A 26988-nucleotide genomic window follows, 5' to 3' on the forward strand; every position below is an offset into this window, starting at 1 on the left:
AAGGCAGAGCCGGAGCATAATGCGAAATCGCATACATAGCGCTATTTCGCGATCATCCTGTAATAATGATCCGGGATCGACGAGCATCGATCCCCGGATCATGCGAGTCGCCGACGGCCTCAGGCCAGACGACGGTGATACTCATCGACAGCCAGCGCTGCTGCGCCGTGGACATGGTGCTCGCACGCGGCTCGCGCCGCGGCGGCGTCACACGCAACAGCTGCGGCTTCGACGATGCGGCCGAATTCCTCGAACGAGATCCGTGCCCGTTTGTCGTCCATGAACGCGTAGCGACGAAAGATCTGGACCCGAGCGTGAACGCGGGCGACATCCTCGGCAAGGACCGCGTTGCCGGCACCTTCGAGCAGGAGCCCGTAGAACCGCTCGTTCGCCTCCTCTCGAGTCTTGATGGTGCCCCTGAGGTAGGTCGTCTCCATCTCGATCAGGAGCTCTCGCAACTCGCGCTTCACCTGCTCCGACGCGCGGGCCGCGAAGAGTTCGCCCACCAGGCCCTCGAGCGCGCGTCGTACCTCGTAGATCTGCTCGATGTCCCGCGGCGTCAACACGGTCACGACTGGACCGTGGTGGGCGACCACCGTCACCAGCCGCTCGGCCTCCAGTTGGCGCAGCGCTTCTCTGACCACGGTGCGTGAGACTTCGTAGGCCTCGCACAGGGCGCTCTCGCGCAGGGCGTCGCCGGGCTGGAAGGTCCCGCTCAGGATGTCTTCACGAAGCAGACGTGTGATCTGCTGCCGCAGCGGCGCCGCATGCCGAGTCAGTCTCGAAGTGCTCATGAAGGGTCCCTCAACCTCTAACTGTTGCTTGCCAGGCCCAGCGGCTCTTGGGGCCCGTGAGGCACTGTCTCAAATCGATGCACCGGCCCATATCCCGCGCCCCGGCCCGTAGCGTATTACGAGATGACGGTAATACGTCACCCCCGTGAACGCGCCGTGCTGCACCGGCGGCAGCCCCACCCGAGCCGGTTGGCTGCCGCCGCACCCGCTGCCGCCGAAAGAGGAGGACCCTTCCATGACGACACCGACCGCGCCGGTCACAGCACAGGTCCGCGGACGGGAGATACCCGTCGATCTGTACATCGACGGTGCGTGGACACACGCCGCCGAGACGTTCTCGGTCATCAACCCCGCAACCGGTCAGACGATCGCCGAGGTCGCCGACGGCACCGTCGAGCAGTCACTCGCCGCGCTCGATGCGGCCGTCGCCGCTCAGGACACCTGGCGTCACGTGCTGCCGCGCGAGCGTGCCGACCTCTTCCACCGCGCGCACCGGCTGCTCCTGCAGCGGGCCGACGAGATCGTCGAGACCATGACGCTGGAGAGCGGCAAACCGTTGGGCGAGGCCCGGGGCGAGTTCCAGCTCTCGGTCGACTTCTTCCTCTGGTACGCCGAGCAGATCGCCCACCTCCACGGCACCTACGCCCACGGCTCCCGAGGCGCCTACCGCGTCGTCACCACCCACCAGCCGGTCGGCCCGTGCCTCCTCATCACTCCGTGGAACTTCCCGCTGCTGATGATCGCCCGCAAGGCCGGCGCCGCACTCGCCGCCGGATGCACGGTCGTGGTGAAGTCCGCGAAGGAGACTCCGCTGACCTGCGCGCTGTTCGTGCAGGCGCTGCACGATGCCGGTTTCCCGGCAGGTGTGGTGAACCTCCTCCACACGACGACCTCGTCCAAGGTGTCGGCGGCGCTCATGGCGGACAGCCGTCTGCGCAAGGTGAGCTTCACCGGCTCGACCGGTGTGGGAAGCACCCTGCTGAGCCAGGCAGCTGCGAACATCACCAATGCTTCGATGGAGCTCGGCGGCGACGGCCCGTTCATCGTGCTCGATGACGCCGACCTCGACCTGGCCGCCGAGCAGGCGATCGTGTGCAAGTTCCGCAACGCCGGTCAGGCGTGTGTGGCGGCCAACCGGATCATCGTCGACAGCCGCGTCACGGAAGAGTTCACGGCCAAGTTCGTCGCGTTGACCGAGAAGCTGAAGGTCGGCGACGGGTTCGACCCGGCCACAGAGGTCGGCCCGATCATCTCGGCCCAACAGCGCGACACCGTCAAGGAACTGGTCAACGGCTTCTCCGGGATCGGCGCGACCCTGCTGACCGGGGGCAAGGAGGTGCCGGGCGACGGATTCTTCTTCGAGCCGACCGTCTTCTCGGTGACCGAGGCAGATGACGACCTTTGCCACCAGGAGCTGTTCGCCCCCATCGCGACGATCTACACCGTTGACTCGGTCGCCGAGGCGGTCAAGGTCGCCAACGACACCACCTACGGGCTTGCCGCGTACGTGTTCACCCGCAACGTGGACCGAGCCATCGCCGTGAGCGAGCGCCTCGATTTCGGCATGGTCGGCATCAACCGCGGCATCATGGCCGACCCCGCAGCGGCGTTCGGCGGCATCAAGGCCTCCGGCCTGGGCCGCGAAGGCGGACACGAGGCGATCTATGAGTTCCTCGAGCCCAAGTACCTCGCCATCACCGTGGACGAGACGGAGGCAGGCCTGTGACCGCGTGCGTCGCATCCATCGGCGTCCTGCGCCAGCCCAAGACCGTTGTCTTCGGCCCTGGCGAACGGCGCCATCTGCCCCGTCTCCTGGCCGAGATCGGACGGCACGTCCTCGTCGTCACCGACGCCCGTATGGCGCAGGTGAGCGAGTTCAAGGACATGGTGACCGCCATCGAAGGGCAAGGCATCACGGTGTCGGTGTTCTCCGAGGCCGAGCCGGACCTGCCGCGCGAGAACGTACTGACCGTCGCCGACCGCTACGGCGACGCCGGCGTGGATGCCCTGCTCGCGGTCGGCGGCGGCTCCTGCCTCGACCTGGCGAAGGTGTCCGCCGCCGTCCTGGCCCATGGCGGCGACGTCCGGGACTACTACGGCGAGTTCCTCGTCCCGGGCCCCGGGCTCCCGGTCATCACCGTACCCACCACCGCCGGCACCGGCGCCGAGGTCACCTGCATCTCGGTCGTCTTCGACCGGGACAGGGGCATGAAGGTCGGCGTGGCCAGCCCACACCTGGAGGCGTACGCCGCCGTCATCGACCCCGAGCTCACCGTCTCCTGCCCACCGGCACTCACCGCAGCCACGGCGGCCGACGCGCTGACCCACCTGGTCGAGACGTTCACCGACCGGGTCAAGGACGTGACGCCGGAGTTCCTGGCCAATCATCTCTACGTCGGGAAGAACCCGCTGACCGACATCTTCTGCCGCAGCGGCCTGACTCTGCTCAACTCGTCCCTGGAGGACGTGGTCGCTGACCCGTCCGACATCGAAGCACGCTCCGCCACCATGCTGGCCGCGTACAACGCAGGCATGGCCATCAACACCGCCGGTACCGCCGCGGCGCACGCGATCCAGTCCCCGATCGGTGCGCTGACCCACACCTCGCACGGGTTCGGTGTCGGAGCGCTCCTGCCGTACGTGATGCGCTTCAACCTTCCGACCCGGATCGCGGAATTCGCCGAGATCGGGACACTGCTCGGTGCCGCGGACCCCGAGTCGACCCCGTTGGATCAGGCGAAGGCCGGCATCTCCCGCGTCGAGGCACTGCTGGAGACCGTCGGCTGCCCAACCGACCTGAAGACGCTCGGCCTGGACCCGAAGGACTTCTCCTACGTGGCCGATCAGGCGATGCTCGCGACCCGCCTGACGGCCAACAACCCGCGCGATCTCACCCACGAGTCCGTCGTTGACATCCTGCAGCGCGGCTACGACAACGACCGCACCTGGTGGTCGGTGTGACGAGCACAGCTGCAACACCGGCACGCGGCCCGATGGAGCCGGTCGCCGTCGCCGGCGCCGGCTCCATCGGGGTCGCCTTCGCGATCGTCTTCGCACGGGCCGGGCACGCGGTCCGAGTGTGGGACCCGTTCCCGGACGCTCTGGAGCGCGCCCACGGTGAGCTCTCCGATCGCCTTGACCAGTTGTCCGTACACGGCCTCGTCGAGAATCCGAACGCTGTGAGCGCGCGGGTCACGTTCACCCGCGACTTGGCGGAGGCAGTCGCGGGAGTAGCACTGGTGCAGGAATGTGCCCCGGAGCGGGTAGACCTCAAGCAAGACCTGATCCGGCGTGCGGCCCAGAACGCGCCTGATCGAGCGGTGTTCGCCAGCTCGAGCTCAGCGATACGTCCCAGTCTCATCACAGCCGACCTGCCCGAAGGGCTGCCGGACCGGATCCTGGTCGGTCACCCCGGCAACCCGCCGTACCTCATCCCGGTGATCGAGCTCGTCCCCTCCTCCAACACGGCTACGTGGGCCGTCGAGCGCGCCCGGGCCATCTACACCGGCGCAGGACTACGCCCGATCACGGTCAACCATGAACCGGAAGGGTTCGTGTTCAACCGTCTTCAAGGCGCGGTACTGCGTGAGGCCTACTGCCTGGTCCGAGACGGGGTTGCGACCGTTGACGAGATCGACGAAGTCGTCCGCAGTGGTCTCGGGCGCCGGTGGAGTCTCATCGGCCCGTTCGAGACCGTCGACCTCAACACACGCGGCGGTCTTGAATCACACGCGGAGAAAATGGGACCCGCGTATGCGCGAATGGGCGCTGAGCGCGGTCAGGACGACCCATGGACGCCAGAACTCGTGTCGACCGCAGTACGCCAGCGTCGCACTCTTCTCCCCCTCGACCGATGGGAAGAGCGAGTTCGCTGGCGAGACGAGCAGCTCATGCGGCTGACGCCACTGTGGGAGGACATTCGCGCCACCTCCTGAGTTCCTCTCGGATCTTCACTTGTCGGATGCGCGGATGGCTGGTTGAGGGACCTCGGACATGTGAACTGTCCGAGGCACCTCGACCAGCCAACGACTCCGACACGTTTTCCGTCTCCGTTGTAAGCTGATCTTCGACAAACACCGCAACGGACCCACCGGCACGATCACGGTCGCCAGCCAGCTGCACTACTCCCGCTTCGTCGACATGTCACAGACCTGAGGCCCCCGTTGCAGGGTCTCATCAGTTTTCGTGGCCAAATCTCACGAGCGATGGCCAAGCGATGGCATATCTGACACGAATCTGAGACTGGCAGGTCAAGCCGCCCACTCGTTTGGGTGATTGGGCTCTGATCCTGAGCTGACCCGATTCGGGAAACACGTTGCCGCAGCCGCCCAGACGATCCCGGCTGAGGACGACGGTGAGAGGGAAACACCCATCCAAGCAGCGCGACAGCGGGAAGCTGCTCAGTGCCTCGTCTCGTACCTGGTCAGGACCACGCCGCCGGGAAACGCCCGCGTCTCCACCAAGTTCAGGTTCACCCAGCTGTCCAGCGCGGTGAAGAACGGCGTGCCGCTGCCCACCAGGACCGGCGCGGTGGCCAGCACGTACTCGTCGATCAGCCCGGCGCGCATGGCCGCCCCGGCGAGTGTCGCGCCGCCGATGTCCATCGGGCCGCCGTCCTCGGCCTTGAGCCGGCTGATCTCGGCGACTGCGTCGCCGGTGACCAGGCGGGTGTTCCAGTCGACCTTGTCGATCGTCGAGGAGAACACCACCTTCGACATGTCCCGCCAGCGGCGCGCGAACTCGATCTCCGTCGGGGTGGCGTTCGGCTGCTGGTCGCCGGTCGGCCAGTAGGAGCTCATCGTCTGCCACAGCTTGCGCCCGTACAGCGTCAGGTCGGTCGCCTGCAACTGGTCGGACCAAAACTGGAACAGCTCGTCGCTCGGCGGCCCGCCCCAGCCGATGTCGTCGCCGGGCGCGGCGATGTAGCCGTCCAGGGTCAGGTTCATGCCGTAGATCAATTTCCGCATGGTGCCAGCCTTCCGTGAGTCGGTCTCACGCGTACAGACCGGCGCAACGCGGGAAACTCATCGGTGCGCGATCTGAGCTCGCATGTAGTCCTCGTGCTCGGTGGCTCAGCCTCAGACTCATCGTTCCGCCGAGGAAATGGCATCGATCTGAGACTGATCTTGGGTGACATCGCGGTGAGACAACAGAGAACCGGCAGGTCACAGAAGATCGACATGTCATGGGCGGCGAGACCCTGCACCCGTGACCTACCGCAAAACACCCGCCAACCTCGACACTCTCAAGAAGGAAGCGGAGGCGATCAGCCACGCCCTTCTCTCCCGGGGCCAAGCAGAATCTCAGCCGCATACCGACATCGCGGTCATTTTCGAGCTGATCAGCTCCGCGCAGGCCCACCTGGAGGAGGTTCGCGTGGGCTCTTACGAGGACGAGCTGGAACGCACCCCCCTCGACCTGGCAGCCGCCTATGCATCCCTCGCCAAGGTCGGCGCGCGCGCCGTCGCAGTGCGCATGGGCATCGCGGATTTGCCGAAGAACTGATCATTAAGCGGGGTTAGGCAGGGACGTTCTTCTGGTCCGTGGAGCGGCCACCAATTATCATGCATTATTCACATGGAAGATGCGGAAGAAGGGGTATCCTTGGTGCTATGGGTATGAGCCTGGAGGAGCGAGTGCGGTCGGCTGTGGCCGCGCTCCTGCACGCGACCGGGGAGTCGCAGACGGAGCTCGGCGCCGCCCTGGGAGTGAGCCAGGCTCAGGTGAGCCGCCGTCAGTCGGGGGCTGCGGCTTGGAGTCTGGCCGACTGCGACGCGGTGGCCGCCCACTACGGCATCGACGCTCTCGATCTCCTGGCCGGCCCCACGCGGGCAACGGAGTCGCTGCCCGCGCACCGCCGCCGTGCCCCCCGCCGCCACATCGACGGCACGCGCTCTGCGCCGGCACCGAGCGGCGGAAGGGAGATCCGGTGACGGACTTCGAAGCGATCGATGCCCTGCTCGCACGAGCCAAGCAGGAAGTTGCTGCCCTTCCCCCCGTGGACGAACGGCGTGCCCTGCGCGAGCAGCTGAACCTCTCGCGCACGCAGGTTGCGAAGGCGTTGAACGTCAGCCCGTCGACGGTCGGGGGCTGGGAATCGGGCCGTGACCCGAGCGGGGACCTGAGGGAGAAGTACGCGTACTTCCTTCAGGGAGCACAGGCCAAGCTGGCAGCTGCGGCCGAGGACGCACCGGCTGGGGAACTTGCGGACGACGGCACACCGGACGCCGGACAAAAGAATCCGGTCCAGGACGTCGAGCAGGACGACGTCGACGCCCTCGCCGCACCTGAGTCCTGCGTGCTGTGCGGGCAGCCGGCGCAGTTCGCGCTGGCCGGGCTGCCGCAGCACCTGGATGCGGCCGAGTGCACCGCCGCATCCAGCACCGCGCAGCCTCCCGCCGCGCCCCCACAGCCGGAAGCCGCGAAGCCCCAGCCGCCTGCCGCCCGCCGCACCGCGGACCGCACGGGCGACGTGCCGATCGTGCCCAAGGGACGCCGCGCGCAGGCCGCCTCCGACACCCCCGACCTGATCGGCCAGGCCGTCACGGCCGCGCTCGCTCAGCACTCCGGCGACGTCGAAGCGGCGACTGCGGCGCTGGTGAAGCGGGCGATCCCGGACGCGATGGCGCTGCTGGACGCCACCCGCAAGGGCGGCCGCTACGACGTGGTCGCCCACCCGTGGGTACCGGACATTCTGCGTAAGCAGACCGCCCACGGCGCGGACCAGATCTGGGAGGCCCGCCCGAAGTGGACGCGCCCGCATCTGCCCGCCGGCCGACACGAGGTGACGGCCCTCGATATCAACGGCGCCTACCTGAGTGCGCTCAAGACGCACCTGCCGATCGGGCAGCTGGAGCACTCCACCGGCAACCATCACGACCGGCGCCGCGCTGGGGTCCATCTGATCACCCCGCCGGTGTGGGAGCACGACGCCGTGCTCCCGAACCCGCTCGGCAGCCGTGACGAGCCCGGCCCGCTGTGGGTCACCGAACCCACCCTCCGGCTGCTGCTGCGTCTGTCCGGTCCCAAGTACGGGCTGTGTGACCCGCCTGAGATCCACGAGTCGTTCACCTCCGGCGCGACGGAGAACCTGCTGGAGAAGTTCCGCATCGCACTCAAGGACGCCCGTGACACGGCGATCGCCGCAGACGACGAGGTGACGCTGGAGTACGTCAAGGCGATGTACTCCAAGTTCGTCTCGACCATGGGGGAGTCGAACTACAACCGGGAGCTGTACCGGCCCGACTGGATGCACATCATCCGCTCCCAGGCGTTCGCCAACCTGTGGTGGAAGGCTCACCGCGCCTTCGATGAAGGCCTCCTGGTCGTCCGCGCGATGGGCACCGACGAACTGCACGTCATCGGCGATTGGCGGGCCGTCTTCCCCGAGGGCCGCGGCGTCACCGAGGTGAAGATCAAGGACGTCTACAGCATCGGCACCGACCCCGACCACACCAACAACCCCTGATCAACCACGCAGGGCCAGCACACCCAGAGGAATGCCCTAAGCAGCCCTCACGGCGCCGATCACCCGTCCGGCGGTAATCTCCCTGGCGACGACGGCGATCGGCCATCACAGCCCCGTACAGAGATCCATAAGTCAAGGAACCAGAGAGACCATGCCCGAGCGGAACATCGAGTTCGGCAAGTACGGCGCCCGCGGCATCAAAGGCCACGAAGCCGTCGCCCGCCAGCTGGACGCCCTCGCCGGCTACATCGCCACCCCCATCACCGCCCGGCGCGGCCTGATAGCACGTCTGCACTACCTCACCCGCACCGACCACGCCCGACAGGCTGCGCGCGAGGCCGGCCTGACCGTCACCGACCGCACCCTGAAAGCGTGGCTGGACGGCAAGCGGTCGCCCTCGAAGGCCAACCTGGAACGGATCGAGCAGGCATACCGGACGGTGCGGCGAGAGAACGTCGCCCGCTACCTCCTTGCCCGCCTCAACCGAGAGGGCCGCGGAACCCGGGTGGAGATCCACCCGCTCAACCAGTCGCAGGTCGACCGGCCCCGCCAGCGCGTCGTGGAGTTCCGCACGCTGAACGTGCGCTGCTGGGACCGCATCGTGCAGGCCTGGGTCGCCGGCGACGACCAGGAGCTGGACGACGCATGGGTCGACCAGATCGTCGACCTCGGTTCCCAGTGGGGCCAGTACGAGTACGTCACCAACGTCGGCTTCGCTGCTTGAAGCCGGCCACCCTGACAGTGGCCGATAACCAGCCAAGCCCGGAGACGGTGCGGACTGTTAAGGGTGACCGCAGGTCATCGCCCTGGCAATGCAGAAGGCGCCGTGCAACAGCGCAGGAAACGGCTCAGACGACCACGACCCGGCGCCCGCGCGTGTGACCGGCTTGGCTGTCGATGTGGGCCGCCGCGGCCTCGGCGAGCGTGTACGACTTCTCGACCGGGATGTGGAGCTTTCGCCGCGAGATGAGGCCGGCGGCCTCGGCGAGCGCATCCGGCACGCTCCCGGCCACGCCGGAGAACCGGACACCGAGCTCCGGCGCATCGAGATCGGCGATGGAGATCACCTTCTGCGGGTCCCCGGTCAGCTCGACGAGCTCGCGGATCACGCCCGAGCCGGCGAGATCGAGGGCCGCGTCGACATGGCCGAGCTGCCGCACCCGCTCGACCCAGCCCTCGCCGTACGTCGTGGCGAGGGCCCCCAGGCTCCGCAGATAGTCCTGGTTCGCGGCCCCGGCGGTGCCGATCACCGTGATGCCACGGTCGCGGGCGATCTGCAGCACCGCCGATCCGACTCCCCCGGACGCACCGCTGACCAGCAGCGTCTGGCCGGGCTGCACACCGACCTCGCGGATGATGCGCAGCGCGGTCTCCACCACGGAGGGGTACCCGGCGGCCTCTTCGAACGTCAGACCCTCAGGCATACGGGCCCAGGCCGACAGCACGGCGAACTCGGCATAGGTGCTGGAGCCTTCGCCGAACACGTGATCGCCGACCTCGACCCCGTCGACGCCCTCGCCGACCTCGTCCACCACCCCGGCGGCGTCCAGCCCGACTCCGGCAGGCAACTCGATCGGATGGGCCTTCAGGATCTGGCCTTCACGGACCCTCCAGTCGACGGGGTTCACGCCCGCCGCCCGCACGGCGATGCGTACCTGGCCGGGGCCCGCGTGGGGCTCCTCGGCATCTATGAGTTGCAGAACGTCCGGACCGCCGAACTCGGCGAAGCTCACTTTCTTCATGCGGTGGAACGTAACACTAACCGTTAGGGTTTTGAAACTGCTCCGGTTTCGTACCTGATAGCGTTAGGGCATGACCGTGCCGTCCGGACGCCGTGAGCGCAAGAAGGCCGCGACCCGCCAGAAGATCGCCAGCACCGCCCTGCGGCTCTTCCTGGAACGCGGGTACGACGCGGTGGGTATCCGTGAAGTGGCCGCTGAGGCCGACGTGGCCGTCACCACGCTCTTCTCCCACTTCGCCTCCAAAGAGGCCCTGGTTTTCGAGCAGGACGAAGACTTCGAGCAACGCCTCACGCAGGCGGTCACCGGCCGGGCGCCGCACGAGCCGCTCATCCCTGCGCTGCGCCGCGAGATCCGGGCCCTGGTGCGACATTGCACGGCGGACAGCGCCGCCCCGATCTGGCGCATGATCGACGAATCATCCGCCCTGCGGAAGTACGAGGAGTCGATGAGGCTGCGCCACGCGGAGACGCTGGCAACCGCCATCGCCGCCGATCCCGAACTGTCACAGACCGCAACGGCGAGCCGGACGATCGCGAGGTTCGTGATCGACGCCTATTCGCTGGCCCGTGAGGCGGCCGATCCGGAGGCCGCGGTGGACGAGATCTTCCGGATGATCGAGGCAGCCTGGGAGGTCACCTGCCCTTCTCGACGTGCGTGAGGAACTTGTTCCTCCGGGTAGGACGGGGGCCGGTCGGGGATGAGGAGCTTCGCTTGTCTGTCGGGACGGTCTTGACTTCCCAGGCACGGCGTTCGGCGCTTGACCGTGGACCGGTCTGCCATGAGGCCATCGTCCCAGGATCGAACACGCGATCGATATCAAACTCAGTAACATTGATCAAGGCCGCAGGGCCAGAACGACTCCCGAACCCAATGACAAACGACTCCCCAGAACTGACACAGCCACTTCCCGGTGAACGGTCCACATCCTCTTCTCGACTGCTTTCTGCAAGCCTGGGAGGGGCGTTTCCCACCAGTTGACGGCCAGGTCAGCGTCATGCCGCCGCTGCCTGGCGGGCTGGAGTGCTCCGTCGCCTTCACCGGGCACGCGGTAGTCGCCACCGCGTCGCCGGCCCAGCGTGTTCGCCAGGCCCGCCCGATGGGCAAGTCCGCGTTCATCTCGCACCGTCCGTTCAGGAGCCGGTGACAGGGCGCCCAGTGAATTGGCCGGCGCTCTTTTGCTGACGTTCGTACGCAGCAGCCAGAGCCAGCCGCGCCTGCTCCGCTCCATCGGTGGTGAACCGGTAGCGCCTCCGACGCGGCCGCCGAGGGTCAGCGGCCTCGTGCTCTTCAGGGTCCTCCCAGAAGCTCTCCAGGATCCCCGCTCGCTCCAGCCGGGCCAAGATCGAATGAATCGTTCCGCTCTGCAGCCCAACCGCCTGTCCCACCGCCAGGCGGTGTGCTGCCCTCCGGGTGCCGTCCAATGAGGGGGCCGCACCGCGACCCACCACCATCTCCATTCCCGACGAACCCGCACCCAAGATCGGTGCCCCCACCCCCTCCGCAGGGTGGCCGGGGTGTGGGGCGGAGCCCCGCGGTACTGACCTGCACCCGACAGCCCGTCGCTAATGTGCGACATCCCGCGAGTTCCCCTGAGCCCTGCTGAGTCCTTGTCCCTGTGGCCAGGGTGTTCTGTCTTCTTGGGTGGTCTTCGAGCCGGTGACGTAACTTCAGGATTCTTGAAGCGTTCTCACTCTGTCCGATCGATCTGCGATCGGAGTGAAGGTGAGGAGGCTCGGGTTGGCGCTGGCAGCCGTACGCGACCTGCGCGAGTTCCGCGATCCGGTCTCGGCGGAGGAACTGGAGCAGTTCGAGACCGACGTGCTCGCCGGGTTCGTCCTCGCGCGGGCTTCGGCAGGGCTAGCGGACGGCACCATCCGCGGCGACGTTGGGCACCTGGACCAGATGCGGGCCTGGTTCGGCCGGCCGCTGTGGGATATGGAGCCGACGGACGCCGACGGGTACTTCGGGAAGGTGCTGCGGGGTTCGCCGAGCGGCACCCGGCTGGCGCGTGCACAGGCGCTGACCACGTACTTCCTGTTCCTGGAGCTGCGGCACAAGGTCGAGATCCATCGGATGACCGGGCGGGTCGTCGAGTGCCCGATCGACGAGATGAACCGGCCGCGGGGATCCAATGACACGGCTTTGCGGATCCCGCCGACCGAGCCGGAGATCAAGACGCTGTTCACCGGCTGGGGCGGCGAGCTGGCGACCTGCCGCAAGTTCGCCCCGACCGCGCGGAACTACACCGCATCGAAACTGATGTCGCAGGTCGGACTCAGGGTGAGCGAGGCATGCAAGCTCGATCTGGCCGACATCAAGTGGGAGCTGGGTCGCTTCGGCAAGCTCCACGTGCGTCACGGCAAGGGCGCCCGCGGATCGGGCCCGCGTGAGCGGATGGTGCCGCTGATCAACGGCGCCGATCGCACGCTGCGGTGGTTCATCGAGGACGTCTGGGGCCAGTTCGACGACGACCACACCCGTTCCGGTGCCCCGCTGTTCCCGTCTGAGCGCAAGAACTCTGACGGCTCCTCGCGCCGGGTCGGCGACGACGCGTTGCGCAGTGGCCTGGCCGCTGCGGCAAAGGCGCATCTGCCCGGCTGGGCCGACACGCTCACGCCGCACGTCCTGCGGCACTTCTGTGCGTCCGAGCTCTACCTCGGGGGTCTTGATCTGCTCGGGATCCAGGAGGTCCTCGGACACTCCTGGATCGCCACCACGATGCGGTACATCCACGTCCAGCAGACCCGGGTCGAGGACGCCTGGGTGTCCGGGCAGCAGCGGGCCGCGAGGCGACTGGAAGGACTGATGGGATGAAGTGGAACCTGCGGCTGACCGCCGCGAACAAGGGCATCTGGAAGGCGTCCGAGCTCCAGCGGAGCCTGGCCGAACACGGCTTGGTGATCTCGGCCGGGAAGATGTCCGGCCTGTGGTCCGGCCAGCCGGTCTCCCTCAAGCTGGAGGACTTGGACGTGATCTGTGTCGTGCTCGGCTGTGAGATCGGCGATCTGCTGATTCCCGAGCCCGGGAACGTCAGGCGCCCCGGTCAGCAGGCTGTCGTCCAGGAGGCCACGACCGGCTCAGTGGTGGCCCCGGCCGTGGTGCCCAAGCGCCGCGACGGCCGTTCCCTGCCGCCGATGTGACCTGGTCAGCAACAGCATGGGGAAGATCAGCGACAGCAAGCCGGCGGCCTCCTGTTCAGGCTGTTTCGCCTGGGGGCAGCTGCCCGGCCGGTTCTGCCGCGGCTGCTACACCTACGGTCAGCAACACACTGTCGGTGCATGCGTCGGTTGTCGACGGCAGGTTCCGGTCGATGACAAGTACGGATACTGCCGTCTCTGCCGGGCTCAGGCGACCTGGGCGATCAAGGCCAGTGGCAAGGCTTCGGTGATCGAGCCGTACCTACGGCGGGTGAGCTGCCAGCAGCTGTTCTTCGCGAACCTCCAGCGGCCCAAAAACGGCGGGCCGCGGGTCGGCAAGGCCGGGCGACGCATGCTGAAGCCGCCGCCGCTTCCCGAACCGCATCGCGTGATCACGACTCCAACGCAACTGACGCTGTTCACTATCACTCGGGACTTCCGCCGGTTCGACCGGGAACTCCACGCCGACCTGGCCAATCCCTGGCTGATCCGGGCCCGGCAGGCCGCCCGGGCACTGGGAGAGGCCCGCGGCTGGAGCCGCTGGATCACCAGCGACGTGAACCGAGCCCTGGTCATCGCGCTGTCCGGCTTCCGCGAAGGTGAGTCGATCCGATCCTCCGAGCTCTTCCCGGCCCTACGAGTCCGTGGGCTTCCCGTCGTGCGGACCGCCGAAGTCCTCGACCGTCTCGGCCTGTTCACCGACGACCGGGCTCCCGCCGTCGACCGGTGGTTGGAGCGAAAACTCGACGGAATGCCCCCAGGCATCCACCACGCCGTCGAAGCCTGGATTCGCACTCTCCTCGACGGTGGCCCGCGATCCGAGCCTCGCTCTCGGCATACGACATGGGCCTACCTGGGCGAGATCCAGCCGGTGCTGCTGGAGTGGTCCAGCCGCTACGACCACCTGCGAGAGGTCACCCGTGAGGACATCATCGCGGCCCGGGACGCTGTCACCGGCAAACAGCGCGAAAGCCGGATCGTCGCACTGCGGTCACTGTTCCGGCACGCGAAGAAGAACGGCCAGATCTTCCGCAACCCCACGATCCGCATCCGTGTCCCCCGACAGACCGGTGGCGTCCTCCAAGCCCTCGACCAAGCCGACATCGACGAAGCCATCGGCACCGCCACCACCCCAGACATCCGACTCATCGTCGCCCTGGCCGCCGTCCACGCGGCACGGCCGAAGATGATCCGCACCATGCAGCTGGACGACGTCGACCTGGGCAACCGGCGCATCACCGTCGGCGGCCACGTCCGCCCACTCGACGACCTCACCCGCCGTGCGGTCCTGGACTGGCTCGACCACCGCCGCAGCCGCTGGCCGAACACGGCGAACCCCCACCTGTTGATCACCCAGAAGACCGCCGTTGAACTCGGCCCGGCCGGCAAGCTCTGGACCACCCGGGCCACCCGCAACCTCACCGCCACCCTCGAACGGCTCCGCGTCGACCGCCAGCTCGAAGAGGCCCTCACCCACGGCGCCGACCCCCTCCACCTCGCACTGGTCTTCGGCATCGACGAGAAGACCGCCATCCGCTACGCGGACTCGGCTCGCCGCCTCCTGGAATCCAGTTCCGAGTCGCTGAACGACGTGAAAGCATCGAAGAGTGATCAAAGCTGAGGACCTGGCCGACAGGCGCCTGCTGCAGGTGACAACGTCCTGGCACCACTACCCGGAGAGCAAGCCGTCCCTCCTGCACATGTGGCTACACATGGACGGCCTTGGCCCCGTCCGGCTCCACACAGTTGGCGACGGCTTGGCCCTGGAGATCGACCAGCCCCACGGCCCCTACGACATGGACGAGTACGGCCGCACCACCGTCGAGGACGATCCACGGGACTTCCCGACGAGTCCGTTCGTCGGCGAGCAGGTCCTCTCCGTCCGAGAGATCCGGTATCGGGACGGGAACCTGGACTTCGCCGTCGGTATCACCGTTCAGTTCCCTAGCGGAAGCATCCGCATTCTTAACCTCGCCGACGAGCTCGTCCTCGCCCACGACCAGCACCTGGGCCCGGTCGAGGCGCATCTCCACGAGGTCACGACACACGCGGCACCAGATCCCTCGCCGTGAGTTCGGAGCGAACTCGCGGGGCCACCTCCGCACAGCACAGGATCCGACCCGCGGGTTCCCGTTGAAGGTCCTTCACTTCGTCTGAACCCACGGGACTCTTGGCCCCGGCCTCCGATCTCTGACCTCGGGTGCAAAGTAGTGATCAGGGCTTCGTGACCACGGTCCTCTTGGGCTGGCGGGGGATGGTCGTAGTCTCGTCAAGGTGTCCGTACACCGTCGAGCGGGGCACGCTGAGGCGGGACGACTCCGCTGGTCGGGGTGATCCACAGCCGTACGGTGCCGTCCTCGCCAGTGATGGCGAGGAGTCGGCCGTCCGGGGAGAATGCCAATTTGCGGCTGCCCCCGGTGGAGTAGGTGGTGACGGGCTCGTCGGCGACCAGGTCCCACAGCTTCACCGCGTTGCCGGCGTTACCGACGGTGGCGATGAGTCTGCCGTCGGGGGAGAACGCTACATCTCGGTCGGCGCCGGGCCGGTCGCTGAGGGCTGTGCGGATGGGTTCGCGGGTGGCCGGGTCCCACAGACGCACGTCGCCTTGCTCACCGACGGCGGCAAGGAGCCTGCCATCCGGCGAGAACGCCACCTCTCGGGCGCCCATGGTCCAGCCGTCGAGGGTGGCGACCTGTTCGTGGGTGGCCGGGTCCCACAGGCGTACGGAGCTGTCCGTGCCGGCGGTGGCGAGGAGTCGGCCGTCGGGCGAGAACGCCACCCCGAAGCACGTCGCCGCGGTCCAGTTGTTCTTGGTGTGACCGTCGAGGGTGGCGACCAGTTCGTGAGTGGCCGAGTCCCACAGGCGTACCTCACCCCTCGAACTGGGGGCGGCGAGGAGCCTGCCGTTGGGCGAGAACGCCACCCCGAAACTGCCCCCGGCGTCGAGGGTGGCGACCTGCTCGTGGCTGGCCAGGTCCCACAGGCCTACGGTGTCGTTGGCGCCGGTGGCGGCGAGGAGCCCCCCGTTGGGCGAGAACGCCACCCCTTGGGCGCCCATGGCCAAGCGGCCGAAGATGGCGACCTGTTCGTGGGTGGCCGGGTCCCACAGGCGCACGGTGCCGTCGGCGCCGGCGGTGGCGAGGAGCCTACCGTCGGGCGAGAACGCCACTCCCCAGCTGCCCCCGGTGTGGCCGGTCAGGGGTTCCAGGTCGATCCGCTTGCCATGTTCCAGCGCGCCCAGGACGGTGCGGGCGGCGAGGCCCTGTGAGGTGAGGATCCGCTGCAGGCGCGCGATCTCCTCGGCGGGGTCCGTGACGTCCGGGAGGGCGGACACTCCCTCAGAGGAGAGGGCGGCCTCCTGGGCGGGCAGGGTCGCTGGGCCGGGCGCCGGCCGGTCGTCGCGGGGAGCACGGGCGCCGGCGGCCGGGGGCTGGGGTCCCGGGGCGCGCCTGTTCTGGTCCTGGAGCGTCTTGAGCCTGCCCCAGCGGGACCGCCACTCCGCGAGCCGCGGGTCGTCCCGGGCGACGGGCCGCGGCTGCTCGGACTGGGAGCCGAGCAGGGTCCGCACCAGCGCCATGAGGAAGTCCAGGCCCGGCAGGTAGGCCCCGGTCATCACGTCGCTCAGAGCGGAGACGGATAGCGGCCGGCCGACGGCGCGCTTGCTGATCGCCGCGTAGGAGGGGTGTCCCTGGTCGATCCGCAGGGCGCGGAGGTCGGCCGCGAACGCCTCCAGCTCCTGGGCGAAGTCCCCGTGTTCGCTGTCCGTGCTCGCGTTGGCCACCTGGGCTCCACCCCTCCCGCGCATGCCTGCCGAAGGCCAACGGTAGGGCCGGACCCGCGGGCCTCGCCGGACTTTCCCGGATGTTTCCGGACGGCACCGTAAGGCGGTGGTGTGCGCGGCTTTCCGGTCGGCTGCGGAGCTGGCCGTTTTCCCACGGAATCGTCCGCCTGGTGGTGGCCCACGGCGCCGGGCGGGCTGAGCTGATGGCATGACCGACAACGTGAACGACGCCACCGACCACGCCTCTTCTCCCGCCGGCCCCGATCCGCTCCTGACTCCGCACACCGCGCTCGTCTTGCTCGCCGCCGCCTTCATCGGCCTGGTCACTGGCGGGCTGACCTTCCTCGCCGGCGGCCCGGCCGCTGGCGCCGTGCTGGCCGGCCTGACTGGCTTTGGCGGTGCCGTCCCGGTCCTGCACCAGATGATCGGCTGACCCCAGAGCAGCCGGAGAGAGGGAAGGATGATTCGGAGCCCGCCGAAGCCGTCGCCGCCCGCACCGCGCTGAAGGCCCACTACCGCGACGACCTGCCCCGGCTGGTCTCTCTATGGCTGATGTCTAGGAGGTGGCACGGATAGGGGTGCGGTCATGGTCGGCGGTTCGGGCGTTCGTCCCAGCGGTGAGTCGTCCATGCCCGCCGGATCAGGCTGCGCACGGTGATGATCGTGTCGGCGAGGTCGAAGAACGCATCGACGACGGAGGCACGCCGCTCGTAGCAGCGGGCGAGTCGGTGGAAGGCGTTCTGCCAGGCGTGGGTGCGTTCGACGTGCCAACGCTGACTGGCCTGGATGGGCGCCTTCTCGCCTTTGTGCGCGATGCGGCCGTGGAGGCCGCGTTCGTTGAGCAGAGTGCGGGTCTTGTCCGAGTCGTAGCCGGCGTCCAGGTGCACCGTGACGTCGTCGGGCAACGGACCCAGGTCGTCCAGGCGGTCCAGGGTCGGGGCGAGTAGCGGGGAGTCGTGGCGGTTGGCGCCGGCCAGGACACGACCCAGTGGAATGCCGTGTCCGTCCGTCATGCCCGAGCGTTTCAGGCCCTGTTTGCCGCGGTCGACCGGGGAACGCCCGGCTACCTCGCCGCCTCCGGGAGCCTTGGTGATGGAGCCGTCTACGGCGATCTGGTCGAGGACGAGGCCGACGATCCGGTCGTAAGCCTCGAGCGCGATCTGCTTGAGCCGGGCGAAGACGCCCTGTCGTATCCACTCGTCGCGGCGGCTGCGGATCGTGGTGGCCGAGCAGGTTGTGTCGGCGATCGCCTCGTAGGAACAGCCGAAGCGCAGCAGTTGCAACATCTTGTCGAAGATGATCCGGTCGCTGATGCGTCGGCGGTGGCAGCCAAGTGGGTGGTTCGGGTGGTAGTCCGGCCGCTCGGGCAGCAAGACCGCGAATTGGTCCCAGAGCGGTTCGGTCAGCCATGATGGAAGCGCGGGCACAGGTCTCCCCAGTGATCACAGAGCGTCGCAACTCCATGATCACCGGGACCTGTGCCCGTTCTGTTGCCGGTGCCCCCAACGCGCCTATCAGCGCGACCTCTAAGGCGAGCGCTCCGCCCATACCCGCCGCTCCTACGCCCGCGGCCTGCGCAACTGGCAAGCGTTCTACCGATCGCCACCGGCGTCCACCCGATGGCCGTCCGCCGCCCGCACGCCGACGCCTACATGCGCTCCGTGGTCACGAAGCCCTGATCACTACTTCACACCTGAGGCCAGAGATAGGAGTCCGGGGCCTGGAGGCCCGTGAGTTCATGGAAACTGAAGGGTCTTCAGCGCGAACCCGAGGATCCACAGCCTTGATTCTGGGGGATGGATCCGTGGGTTCGCGTCAAGACAAGGGTCGGGTCTCGGCGGCCTGCTCCAGGAGGGCCCGTGCTGAGTCCGCGTAGCGGATGGCGGTCTTCTCGTCGATGCCGAAGACGAGGGACAGGTGGAGCGGGTCGGGTCCGTGGATCAGGGCTTCTTCGAGCTGGCGGTCGACGCGGAGTCGCTCCAGGGTCGCGGTGAGGTTGCGGGTGGCCCGGGTGGTCCAGAGCTTGCCCGCCGGCCCGAGTTCGACGGCCGTCTTCTGGGTGATCAGCAGGTGTGGGTTGACCCGGCCTGGGGCACGGCCACCAAGACCACCGACGCCAACGGCAACGTCACCGAGTGGGCCTTCGACGCACTCGGCCGCCTCAAGTCGGTCTGGAATCCGGACCGCTCCCGCACGCTCAGCGACGCCGCCAGCATCGCCTACGCCTACAGCATCAACAACAACAAGGAAACCTGGGTCCGCACCGACACCCTCAAAGCCGACGGACAGACCTACAACAGCTCCTATGAGATCTTCGACAGCCTGCTGCGGACCCGCCAGAAGCAGGTCCCCGCGCCGAACGGCGGCCGGGTGATCTCCGAAACCCTCTACGACGACCGCGGCCTGCCCTACATCACCAACGACCAGGTCCACGACAACAACGCCCCCTCGGGCACCCTGGCGAACACCTACCCCGGCTCCGTCCCCGCCTCCACCGAAACGGTCTTCGACGCCGCCGGCCGCGCCACCGAATCCATCTTCCGCGTCTACGACCAGGAGAAGTGGCGCACCAAGACGGACGAACTGGGCGACCGTACCGCCGTTACCGCCGCCGCGGGCGGCACCGGCACCCTGACGATGGTCGACGCCCGCGGCCGGATCACCGAGCGCCGTGAGTACGGCGGCCCCGTCCCGACCGGCAGCGACTACACCCGCACCCTGTACGAGTACACCCCAGGCGGCCAGCTCAAGAAGATGACCGGCCCGGACGGGGCGGTCTGGACGTACGACTACGACCTGCGCGGCCGAAAGATCACGACCACAGACCCCGACAAGGGCCGCGTCGACACCACCTACAACGACGTCGACCAGCCGCTGACGGTCACGACCACCCTCAACGGAGCCTCCCGCACCCTGATCACCGACTACGACGAACTCGGCCGCAAGACCGGCACCTGGGACGGCGTCAAGGACGACGCGCACCAGCTGACCAAGTTCACCTACGACTCCCTGGCCAAGGGACAGCCGACCGCCTCGATCCGGTATGTCGGCGGCACCACCGGCAAGATCTACTCCCAGTCCGTCACCGGCTACGACGCGCTTGGCCGCCCCAAGGGCACCAAGACCGTCATCGCCGCCACCGACCCCCTGGTCACCGCCGGCGCGCCGCAGACGTTCACCACCTCCACCACCTACAACATCGACGGCACCGTCCAGTCCACCTCGATGCCCGCGGTGGCCAGCCTGCCCGCCGAGACCGTCACCAACACCTACAACGACCTCGGCATGCTCACCGGCACCGACGGCATGACCGACTACGTCCAGAACATCGGCTACTCCCCGTACGGCGAGATCGAGGAGACCCGCCTGGGCACCTCCACCGGGGCCAAGCAACTGCAGATCCTCAACCGCTACGAGGACGGCACCCGCCGCCTGTCCAACAGCCACACCGTCGACCAGACCAACACCGGCTACACCAGGGACGCCAACTACACCTATGACACCAGTGGCAACATCACGTCGATCACCGACAACGCGGGCGGCAAGGACACCCAGTGCTTCGCCTACGACGGCTACCGCCGTCTGACCGAAGCCTGGACCCCCTCCTCCAACAACTGCACCACCGCCCGCTCAGCGAGCGCGCTGGGCGGACCGGCCCCGTACTGGACCAGCTGGACCTACAAGTCCGGCGGACTGCGCGACACCCAGACCGAGCACAAGGCAACCGGCGACACGAAGACCACCTACGGCTACCCCGCCGTCAACGCCTCCGGCTCCGGCCAGCCCCACACCCTGACCTCCGTCACCGTGGGCACCGGCACCGCCAAGCCCTACACCTACGACGAGCAGGGCAACACCACCAAACGCTACGACCCCACCGGCGTCGCGCAGAGCCTCACCTGGGACATCGAAGGAGAACTCACCCACCTCACCGAAGGCACCAAGACCACCGACTACCTCTACGACGCAGGCGGCGACCTCCTCATCCGGCGCGGCCCCGCCGAGACCGTCCTCTACCTGGCCGGCCAGGAACTTCACTACGACACGGTCGCCAAGAAGTTCACCGCCCAGCGCTACTATCCGGCTGGCGACGCCACCGCGGTCCGCACCGAAGCTGGCCTGACCTGGATGGTCGACGACCACTACGGCACCGCTTCAATGGCGGTGGACCCCACCACCCAGGCCATCACCCGCCGCTACACCAAACCCTTCGGCGAAGCACGCGGCATAGCACCGTCTACCTGGCCCGACGACAAGGGCTTCCTCGGCAAACCAGCCGACACCGACACCGGCCTCACCCACATCGGCGCCCGCGAATACGACCCGGCCACAGGACGCTTCCTCTCCGCCGACCCCGTCCTCGCACTCAACGACCACGAATCCCTCAACGGCTACGCCTACGCCAACAACACCCCCGTCACCCTCGCGGACCCCACCGGCCTGAGACCCGACGGCGCATGCGGCGGCGCCTCCAGCAGCTGCAACGGCGGCACCGAAACCTGGACCAAAACCAGGACTGGCTGGCACTGGAGCTACACCAAAACCTACACACAACAGGGCACATTCCATGGCGTGAGCGGCACCTTTTCCACGGTCGTCACCACAGACCCAGAACAGCACAAAGGCCAAGATCACCTTCAAAAAGGGTCCCGAACCCGTCCCTGCGAAGAAGAGCGGGTGCGGAGCTTGGGGCGGTTTGAGCGGCCTCTGCAAGTCCGTCGGAGAAGCCTCTACGGAATAATCAGCAATATTCCGCATGCAGCTGAACAAGCAGGATGGATCTGGGACAGTGACTGCCGCGGTGACGGCGGTCCCGGAGCTCCCGGATGCGACTACGGAGACCAGTTTGACAACTGGATCGCCGAAGAAGGCGGCTACGACACCACGAGCGACACTTACCAAGTACCCACTGCTCTTGCCGCAATTTTCGGTATGAGTGAAGGTGGGTTGCCTAAGCCAGGGCGCGGGTCGGGACCGACAGCTCGGGAACTCTTGGCTAGAGGAGCTGCGCCCGACAAGAATAATTTCTCGCGCGCAGGCTTTGAGTTGCAGAAAAATGCAAATCGCTCTTCAAATGCTGGCCAATGGCCAACGCCGAGTGGAAAGAAAAGCCCGTGGGCTTGGAGTGACCTCGGGCAGGAGACGCTTGCGAGAATTCTAAACGACCCGAGGGCGGCAGTGCAGAGCTACACTAACAAGGCCGGAGATAACATTATCGAATATCACGTTCCCTGGGGTGGCGTGCAGTTTAGGCAGTTTGGCGGTAGTGGAGACTGGAAGCTGTGCTCATTCAGGGATTAGATGGGCAACTCCAAAATGCGTGGCGGCCTCACCTCAGAGGCCGTCACGCTTCTCTCATTCATACCAGGAAGGATGGGCATTGTGGGATTTTATGAGCATGACGGCTCTCTGATCGAGGTGGCGGTTCTCAGTGACGGTAAGGAGGGGAGTGGAGACTGGGTAGTTGAATTTTGGGATCTCACTCCGGGAGGGCCAGGCGAGCTAATGCACGTTCATGTGAACGCAAACGGAGAATGCGGCGTAGACATTCTGGATGAATCAGTAGATGAGAGCTTCGTTGATTGGGCTGTATCTATTGCGAGATCTGAGCTGCTGTAGCCGGAGATTTCACCACCTGTGAATTCCACACACTACGAGGGGCGCAGCCCCGAACACTAAAGGGTGTTGCAGAAGGCCGTGATCACACGGCCTGAAGCGCGTTCCCGGCCGCTCGGGTCATGCGGCGAGCGCGAGGTCGTGGATGCGCGCCACGGCCTGGACCGCGTGATGGAGGCCGTCGCTGCGCTGCCGGCAGTCGCGGAGGATCTCTGCTCGGCGCGGTCACCGCCACTCTGGCTCTCGTCGCGGCCTTCGCCCCATCGCCACCACCCGCACGCCCGCAACACCCTTGACCTCCTGCTGCGCCTGGTGCCCTGGTACACCTCACGGAGCTGACAGCAAGGCGCGTGCGGCCCGAGCGGTCAGCGGCAGGGGCCGGGCGGCGTCTTTCGCGCTCTCGGCGAGGCAGGCGTCGAGGCGGGCCAGGGTGTCGGGGCCGATGCCGTACCGTTCCAGGCCGCCCTTGGCGAAGGCGGGCAGGCTGCGGAACGGTGGCGGCCCGGGTGTGGCCAGGACGTGCCGTTGCCAGCTCTGGAGCAGGTCGAAGTCGAGCCGGGCGCCGCGCGTGGCGTCGGCCCGCATCAGCTCCAGGGCGGCGAGCAGGCCTTGTCCGCGGGCGGGGTCGAGGATCGCGTCGAAGGTGCGGATCTCCTCCTCCGCCCCGTCGCGGGCCGGCGTCACCGGCCCCTCCTCGCTGCTGTCCTGGGCCTTCTGCCACGGCACGGCTTCCCGCACCTCGAGCCGGCGCTCCAAGTGGTCGGGCAGCGACGGCTCGGCGGCCCGGATGTCGGCGTCCGGCCGCACGGAGGCCGCGAGCCGTTCGGCGATGTCCTCGACCAGCACAGGGCCGGGGCCGGTCCAGCTCTTGAACCGGCCGCCGATCGCCCGCTCCACCAGGTGCTCGGCGGCGTCGACCTCGACGCCCCAGCGGCTGAGGAACCATTCGAGCACCTGATGGCAGTGCCCGTACCAGCCGCTGCCGCAGCCGGTGCGGTCGGTGACGTGCAGGATCAGGTGGCGGGCGGTGCGGTCCCACAGGATCCGCTGGTCGTCGATGCCGGCCAGGTCCAGCGGGTAGGTCTCGAACCGTGCGGCCAGGCTCTCCAGCCACTCGCGCCACTCGCGCAGCGCCGCGGTCACACGGTCGAGGGTCTCGTCCGCAGTGGTGACAGAGTGCGGGGCGCAGCACCAGCTGCCGACCGGCCCTCCGCCGAAGTCCCCCTCGTCGTGCGCCCACCGCCAGCCGGTGACCCAGCGGCCGTAGTGCTCGGCCAGGGCGTACGTCATGGCCTCGGACCAGGGTCTGGCCTCGTCCCGGCTCCACTCGTGCAGGCTGGCCCGGCCACCCGGCGGTACGTCGGGGCGTCGGGGTACCCGTTGGGCCGGCCCGAGCGATCTGACCACCCGCGCCGCCGACCGATTACCGGTCGGTTACCGAACCCGTTTGAGCCGCGGCACCCCGGCCTCTGGCGACCGCGTCGAGCGGGCGTGCTCGCGGCCACCGGTCACCAGCGCATGCCGAGTTCATCGAGGTCGTTGCGTCGTTGCGTGCTGAGTGTCGCGGCTCTCCGGCGGGTGTTGTTCAGGAATTGGCCCAGCCCCACTGCCTCGCCGTCGACGTTCTCGACGTGTTTGCGGGGCACTACGAGGTGGCCTTCGCGGGCGTGGTACTGGCGGGCGGCGGTGATGTTGCGTTCCCACGCGGCACTCTGCGAGCGGCGCGTGGGTTGTTCGTCCTCGCCTGCTGGCTCGAGCCTGAGCGTGTTCTCCAGGAGCCACTGCTGCACGGGCAGCAGCATGTCCCAGCCGAGCCGCTGCGCCGTAACCCACGCGCCCAGGTCCTCCCCCAGCACGATGACCTCACCTGCCCGTACCGGCAGTGTTCCGCCGGTCTTGACGTGGGCGTGGGCGAGGCGGAAGCAGCGTTGCCAGGCGATGTCCCACCCGAGGGGGCACCATCCCGGATCGATCGCCTCCAAGGCTTCCAGACGCCTCTGTGGCAGTTCCCCGGTGTAGGGGATGCCCTTCTCGCCTGCTGCGCGTCGTTCGGCGTTCTCTCGGGTCTTGCGGGCGGCTGCGCGCTGGTTTTTGGTCCAGGTCCCGATGGGGTAGCCGTCCCAGACCGCGGTGGCTGGCGGGAGCAGCATGCCGCCGTGCGCGGCCGCGTAGGAGCGGGCGACGGCCAGGCCATCGGCCCAGGCGGTGTCCTGCACGGACCAGATCATGCCGAGCGCCTCGAGCTCGGCGACACGGTCCGGTTCGAGTGTCCCGGCGGCGTAGTAGCGGCGCTGATCGGCGACCCATACCCCCAGGGGATGGCCGCTGATGCCCGCTGGCCAGTCCTCCGGAGAGACGAACGTGTAGGGCACGCGCAGCTCGCTCTGCCCGGTCTCACGGAGCCATTGGGTGGCGGCTTCGATGCCGCGTCGCCAGTAGGCGCCCTCGGGGTCGATGACCCGCAGGCGCACGAACTGGGCGAGAGCAGCCGGGTCACGTTCTTCCATGAACCGCAGAACCCCGGCTGCTCGCTCGCTCACTCGCGCCCGCGCGGCGCCCTCCTCGCCCTGCGCCTGACCCTCGTCGGCACCAGCCAACTCGCTCTCGCTGCCGTCCGGTTCGCCTTGCGGGCGGGCGTTGCGGAGGCGGGGGTCGGCGAGGGCTTCGATGGTGTCGGTGTCGTGGGCTCGCAGGGCTCCAAGGACCTTCGCGAGGGTGCCGTAGGCGTCCGAAGTGAGCAATTGATTCGCGTCCTCGTCGGGTCCGAGGAATACCGGCACGATCAGTGTGGCCAGTTTTCCCTCACCCGGCTGCATACGCAACGCTCGCCCGACCATCTGCACGATATCGATCATGCTGCCGCGCGCGTCAGTGAAAAGCACGGCATCACATTCGGCGGTATCGACACCTTCTCCCAGAACGCGAACGGAACTCAACACCCGCAAAGCAGCGGGCACATCCCGTCCCTCGAATTCGGCTCCTCCGAGGAAGTCCGAGGCGAATTCGTCCAGGACGTGGCGGCGGTGGTTGGGTGGGTGTTCGCCGTACAGCCAGTTGGCCCATACCTGCTCCGCGGGTGGGAAGGTCTCGGGGGCGTCCTCAGCGAGCCGGGCCGCGACCGCCGGCACCCCGGCCGCCATCGCCTCCGCCTCCCCGATCCGGCTGTGGAACGACAACACCCGTCGGAACCGCTCCTCAACGGCCGCGCGCATGAGCCCGGTCTGTACGGCGGCCAGCCGCGCGCCGCGCACGGCCGGCGAACCGGCGCCCTCGCTCGTGCTCGTGAGCACGGAGTAGAGCTCGGGGTCGCGGATGTCCAGGCACAGCACCTGATACGGCGCCACCAACCCCAGCCGGACCGCATCCGACAGCTTCAGTTTGTAGGCCACCGGCCCGAACACCGGTGAGTCCTCGTCCATGCTCGCCACCAGCCGGGACGCCTCACCCGCACCCTCGGCCTCCCAGACCCGGGCGGTGGCGGTCATGTACAACCTGCGCACCGCCGGGATCTGCTGCTGGTCATGCACGGCAGCCCAGGGCTTGCCCGCATCACCGCTCGTCCGGTGCGCCTCGTCCACGACCATCAGGTCCCACACCGCCAGGCCGGCCGCATGCGCCCGCTGCAGGACGCGAAGTCCCACAGCCGCATACGTGGCGAACACCGTCACGGTCTCCAGATCCCGTGTCCAGGCGACCAGTTCCTCCGGATCGGTCGTGCAGGGCACGCCGTCGCTCTCCTCGGCCCGCAAGGAGCAGACCCCCACCATCACGCCCCTACGCCCGCCACGGCGCCATGCACGGGCCATCTGGGTCAGGAGGTCGAGTGTGGGCACCAGGACCAGGACCCGGCGGGCGGAAAGCCGGTTCGCGGACTCCACCCCGATCAGGGTTTTACCGGAACCGGTAGCGGCGATCACCTGCGTCCTCAGTCCCTCCGGCGGCATCCGACCACCGACTGGAACGGAGAGATTCCGAAGAACCCCGTCGACTGCCTCAACCTGATGTGGACGCAATTCCATATGCGGCATACTGTCCTCCAGTCAGGCAGTCCCTGACGGTATCTCATGTTTTTCAACGGGCTGGAACAAGTGAGTGCTTTCTCAGCCTCTCTATCTCGCCTGTTTTTTATGTGTGTACCGGGCGTAGCGGGACCCGCCCAAGTAGACCAGAAGACATCCGGGCAAGCAAAGTGACACACACTGCCGCGACCAACCTGTAGGCGCAGCCTCCTGACGGATCCTCACTCTTCCTCTCTGCGGACTGACACGGCGTCACCGACCCTCCCTGCAGCCCCTTGACGGGCGCGGAGCGTCCGTCAACTCCCGGACGGGACTGCGGAGCAGGCCCGGGAGGGGCCAGGAAGCCGGCGGAGCCGGATTCCCCTGCCGGGCAACGGAGTTGACCGGCAGTCCGGAACGGAGTTCCGGACTCATTCCGCGCTTGCGCGGAA

Annotated in this window: 22 protein-coding genes and 1 pseudogene; 15 read left to right on the forward strand and 8 right to left on the reverse strand. The window is 67.7% G+C overall.

The features are described from left to right. Nucleotides 1-119 precede the first annotated feature (119 nt). Complete coding sequence (locus BZY54_RS04400; protein ID WP_086723212.1) at nucleotides 120-794, reverse strand: GntR family transcriptional regulator; 675 nt, start codon at nucleotides 792-794, stop codon at nucleotides 120-122. Nucleotides 795-1029: 235 nt separating this feature from the next. Here BZY54_RS04400 and BZY54_RS04405 point away from each other — a divergent pair, with 235 nt between their 5' ends. Genes BZY54_RS04405 through BZY54_RS04415 form a run of 3 tightly spaced genes read left to right on the forward strand, consistent with a single transcriptional unit; the run spans nucleotide 1030 to nucleotide 4729 of the window. Continuing rightward, nucleotides 1030-2520, forward strand: coding sequence for an NAD-dependent succinate-semialdehyde dehydrogenase (locus tag BZY54_RS04405; RefSeq protein WP_086723213.1), 1491 nt, complete (start codon nucleotides 1030-1032; stop codon nucleotides 2518-2520). Beyond that, complete coding sequence (locus tag BZY54_RS04410) at nucleotides 2517-3755, forward strand: iron-containing alcohol dehydrogenase (protein WP_086723214.1); 1239 nt, start codon at nucleotides 2517-2519, stop codon at nucleotides 3753-3755. The genes BZY54_RS04405 and BZY54_RS04410 overlap by 4 nt, the downstream gene beginning before the upstream one ends. After that, nucleotides 3752-4729, forward strand: coding sequence for a 3-hydroxyacyl-CoA dehydrogenase (locus BZY54_RS04415; protein WP_208640548.1), 978 nt, complete (start codon nucleotides 3752-3754; stop codon nucleotides 4727-4729). Before BZY54_RS04410 ends, BZY54_RS04415 begins: the two co-directional genes overlap by 4 nt. Before the next feature lie 465 nt (nucleotides 4730-5194). Here BZY54_RS04415 and BZY54_RS04420 read toward each other — a convergent pair whose 3' ends face one another. Then, nucleotides 5195-5761, reverse strand: a complete 567-nt coding sequence (locus BZY54_RS04420; RefSeq protein WP_086723216.1) for a dihydrofolate reductase family protein — start codon at nucleotides 5759-5761, stop codon at nucleotides 5195-5197. A gap of 241 nt (nucleotides 5762-6002) precedes the next feature. Here BZY54_RS04420 and BZY54_RS04425 point away from each other — a divergent pair, with 241 nt between their 5' ends. From BZY54_RS04425 to BZY54_RS04440, 4 genes are all read left to right on the forward strand, one after another. Beyond that, the gene (locus BZY54_RS04425) at nucleotides 6003-6299 is read left to right on the forward strand and encodes a hypothetical protein (protein ID WP_086723217.1); all 297 of its coding nucleotides are present in this window, start codon (nucleotides 6003-6005) and stop codon (nucleotides 6297-6299) included. 107 nt (nucleotides 6300-6406) lie between these two features. Beyond that, on the forward strand, nucleotides 6407-6727 hold the full coding sequence (locus tag BZY54_RS04430; protein ID WP_086723218.1) for a helix-turn-helix domain-containing protein: 321 nt from the start codon (nucleotides 6407-6409) through the stop codon (nucleotides 6725-6727). Continuing rightward, on the forward strand, nucleotides 6724-8262 hold the full coding sequence (locus BZY54_RS04435) for a helix-turn-helix domain-containing protein (protein WP_086723219.1): 1539 nt from the start codon (nucleotides 6724-6726) through the stop codon (nucleotides 8260-8262). Before BZY54_RS04430 ends, BZY54_RS04435 begins: the two co-directional genes overlap by 4 nt. 151 nt (nucleotides 8263-8413) lie before the next feature. Continuing rightward, nucleotides 8414-8986 carry a transcriptional regulator gene (locus tag BZY54_RS04440; RefSeq protein ID WP_086723220.1) on the forward strand — a complete coding sequence of 191 codons (573 nt, stop codon included), beginning with the start codon at nucleotides 8414-8416 and terminating at the stop codon, nucleotides 8984-8986. A 124-nt stretch (nucleotides 8987-9110) separates the two neighbouring features. On the opposite strand, the gene BZY54_RS04445 is transcribed toward BZY54_RS04440, so the two are convergent. Beyond that, nucleotides 9111-10004 (reverse strand): NADP-dependent oxidoreductase, encoded by an 894-nt coding sequence (locus BZY54_RS04445; protein WP_086723221.1) that lies wholly within the window; start codon nucleotides 10002-10004, stop codon nucleotides 9111-9113. 70 nt (nucleotides 10005-10074) lie between these two features. On the opposite strand from BZY54_RS04445, the gene BZY54_RS04450 reads away from it, so the two are divergent. From BZY54_RS04450 to BZY54_RS04480, 5 genes are all read left to right on the forward strand, one after another. Continuing rightward, complete coding sequence (locus tag BZY54_RS04450; protein WP_086723222.1) at nucleotides 10075-10662, forward strand: TetR/AcrR family transcriptional regulator; 588 nt, start codon at nucleotides 10075-10077, stop codon at nucleotides 10660-10662. 1079 nt (nucleotides 10663-11741) lie between these two features. After that, a complete protein-coding gene (locus tag BZY54_RS04465) occupies nucleotides 11742-12818 on the forward strand; it encodes a tyrosine-type recombinase/integrase (RefSeq protein ID WP_086723224.1) in 1077 nt (358 codons plus the stop codon). Beyond that, on the forward strand, nucleotides 12815-13144 hold the full coding sequence (locus tag BZY54_RS04470; protein ID WP_086723225.1) for a helix-turn-helix domain-containing protein: 330 nt from the start codon (nucleotides 12815-12817) through the stop codon (nucleotides 13142-13144). The genes BZY54_RS04465 and BZY54_RS04470 overlap by 4 nt, the downstream gene beginning before the upstream one ends. 268 nt (nucleotides 13145-13412) lie before the next feature. Next, nucleotides 13413-14762, forward strand: coding sequence for a site-specific integrase (locus tag BZY54_RS04475; protein ID WP_244216954.1), 1350 nt, complete (start codon nucleotides 13413-13415; stop codon nucleotides 14760-14762). Next, nucleotides 14749-15213, forward strand: a complete 465-nt coding sequence (locus BZY54_RS04480) for a hypothetical protein (RefSeq protein WP_086723227.1) — start codon at nucleotides 14749-14751, stop codon at nucleotides 15211-15213. The genes BZY54_RS04475 and BZY54_RS04480 overlap by 14 nt, the downstream gene beginning before the upstream one ends. Before the next feature lie 197 nt (nucleotides 15214-15410). Here the strand turns inward: BZY54_RS04480 and BZY54_RS04485 are convergent, their stop codons facing one another. After that, nucleotides 15411-16922: a WD40 repeat domain-containing protein gene (locus tag BZY54_RS04485; protein WP_143667995.1), complete on the reverse strand. Its 1512-nt coding sequence runs from the start codon at nucleotides 16920-16922 to the stop codon at nucleotides 15411-15413. Between the two features lie 208 nt (nucleotides 16923-17130). Between BZY54_RS04485 and BZY54_RS04490 the strand changes: the two genes are divergently transcribed. Next, a complete protein-coding gene (locus tag BZY54_RS04490) occupies nucleotides 17131-17355 on the forward strand; it encodes a hypothetical protein (RefSeq protein ID WP_086723234.1) in 225 nt (74 codons plus the stop codon). A 151-nt stretch (nucleotides 17356-17506) separates the two neighbouring features. Here the strand turns inward: BZY54_RS04490 and BZY54_RS04495 are convergent, their stop codons facing one another. Next, nucleotides 17507-18349 carry an IS5 family transposase gene (locus tag BZY54_RS04495; RefSeq protein ID WP_086723229.1) on the reverse strand — a complete coding sequence of 281 codons (843 nt, stop codon included), beginning with the start codon at nucleotides 18347-18349 and terminating at the stop codon, nucleotides 17507-17509. A gap of 508 nt (nucleotides 18350-18857) precedes the next feature. Between BZY54_RS04495 and BZY54_RS04500 the strand changes: the two genes are divergently transcribed. Together BZY54_RS04500 and BZY54_RS50175 are read left to right on the forward strand one after the other, a co-directional pair. Further along, the gene (locus BZY54_RS04500) at nucleotides 18858-22223 is read left to right on the forward strand and encodes an RHS repeat domain-containing protein (protein ID WP_244216955.1); all 3366 of its coding nucleotides are present in this window, start codon (nucleotides 18858-18860) and stop codon (nucleotides 22221-22223) included. Beyond that, nucleotides 22224-22541, forward strand: coding sequence for a hypothetical protein (locus tag BZY54_RS50175; protein ID WP_143667996.1), 318 nt, complete (start codon nucleotides 22224-22226; stop codon nucleotides 22539-22541). A gap of 117 nt (nucleotides 22542-22658) precedes the next feature. On the opposite strand, the pseudogene BZY54_RS54990 reads toward BZY54_RS50175, so the two are convergent. From BZY54_RS54990 to BZY54_RS04510, 3 genes and pseudogenes are all read right to left on the reverse strand, one after another. Next, nucleotides 22659-22751, reverse strand: a pseudogene (locus BZY54_RS54990) (IS5/IS1182 family transposase); the annotation flags it as partial. Nucleotides 22752-22865: 114 nt separating this feature from the next. After that, a complete protein-coding gene (locus tag BZY54_RS04505; protein WP_086723230.1) occupies nucleotides 22866-23828 on the reverse strand; it encodes a hypothetical protein in 963 nt (320 codons plus the stop codon). 218 nt (nucleotides 23829-24046) lie between these two features. Continuing rightward, a complete protein-coding gene (locus tag BZY54_RS04510) occupies nucleotides 24047-26566 on the reverse strand; it encodes a DEAD/DEAH box helicase (protein ID WP_086723231.1) in 2520 nt (839 codons plus the stop codon). Between the last annotated feature and the right edge of the window lie 422 nt (nucleotides 26567-26988).

It is taken from the genome of Streptomyces carpinensis, assembly GCF_002154505.1.
Taxonomy (GTDB): domain Bacteria; phylum Actinomycetota; class Actinomycetes; order Streptomycetales; family Streptomycetaceae; genus Streptomyces; species Streptomyces carpinensis.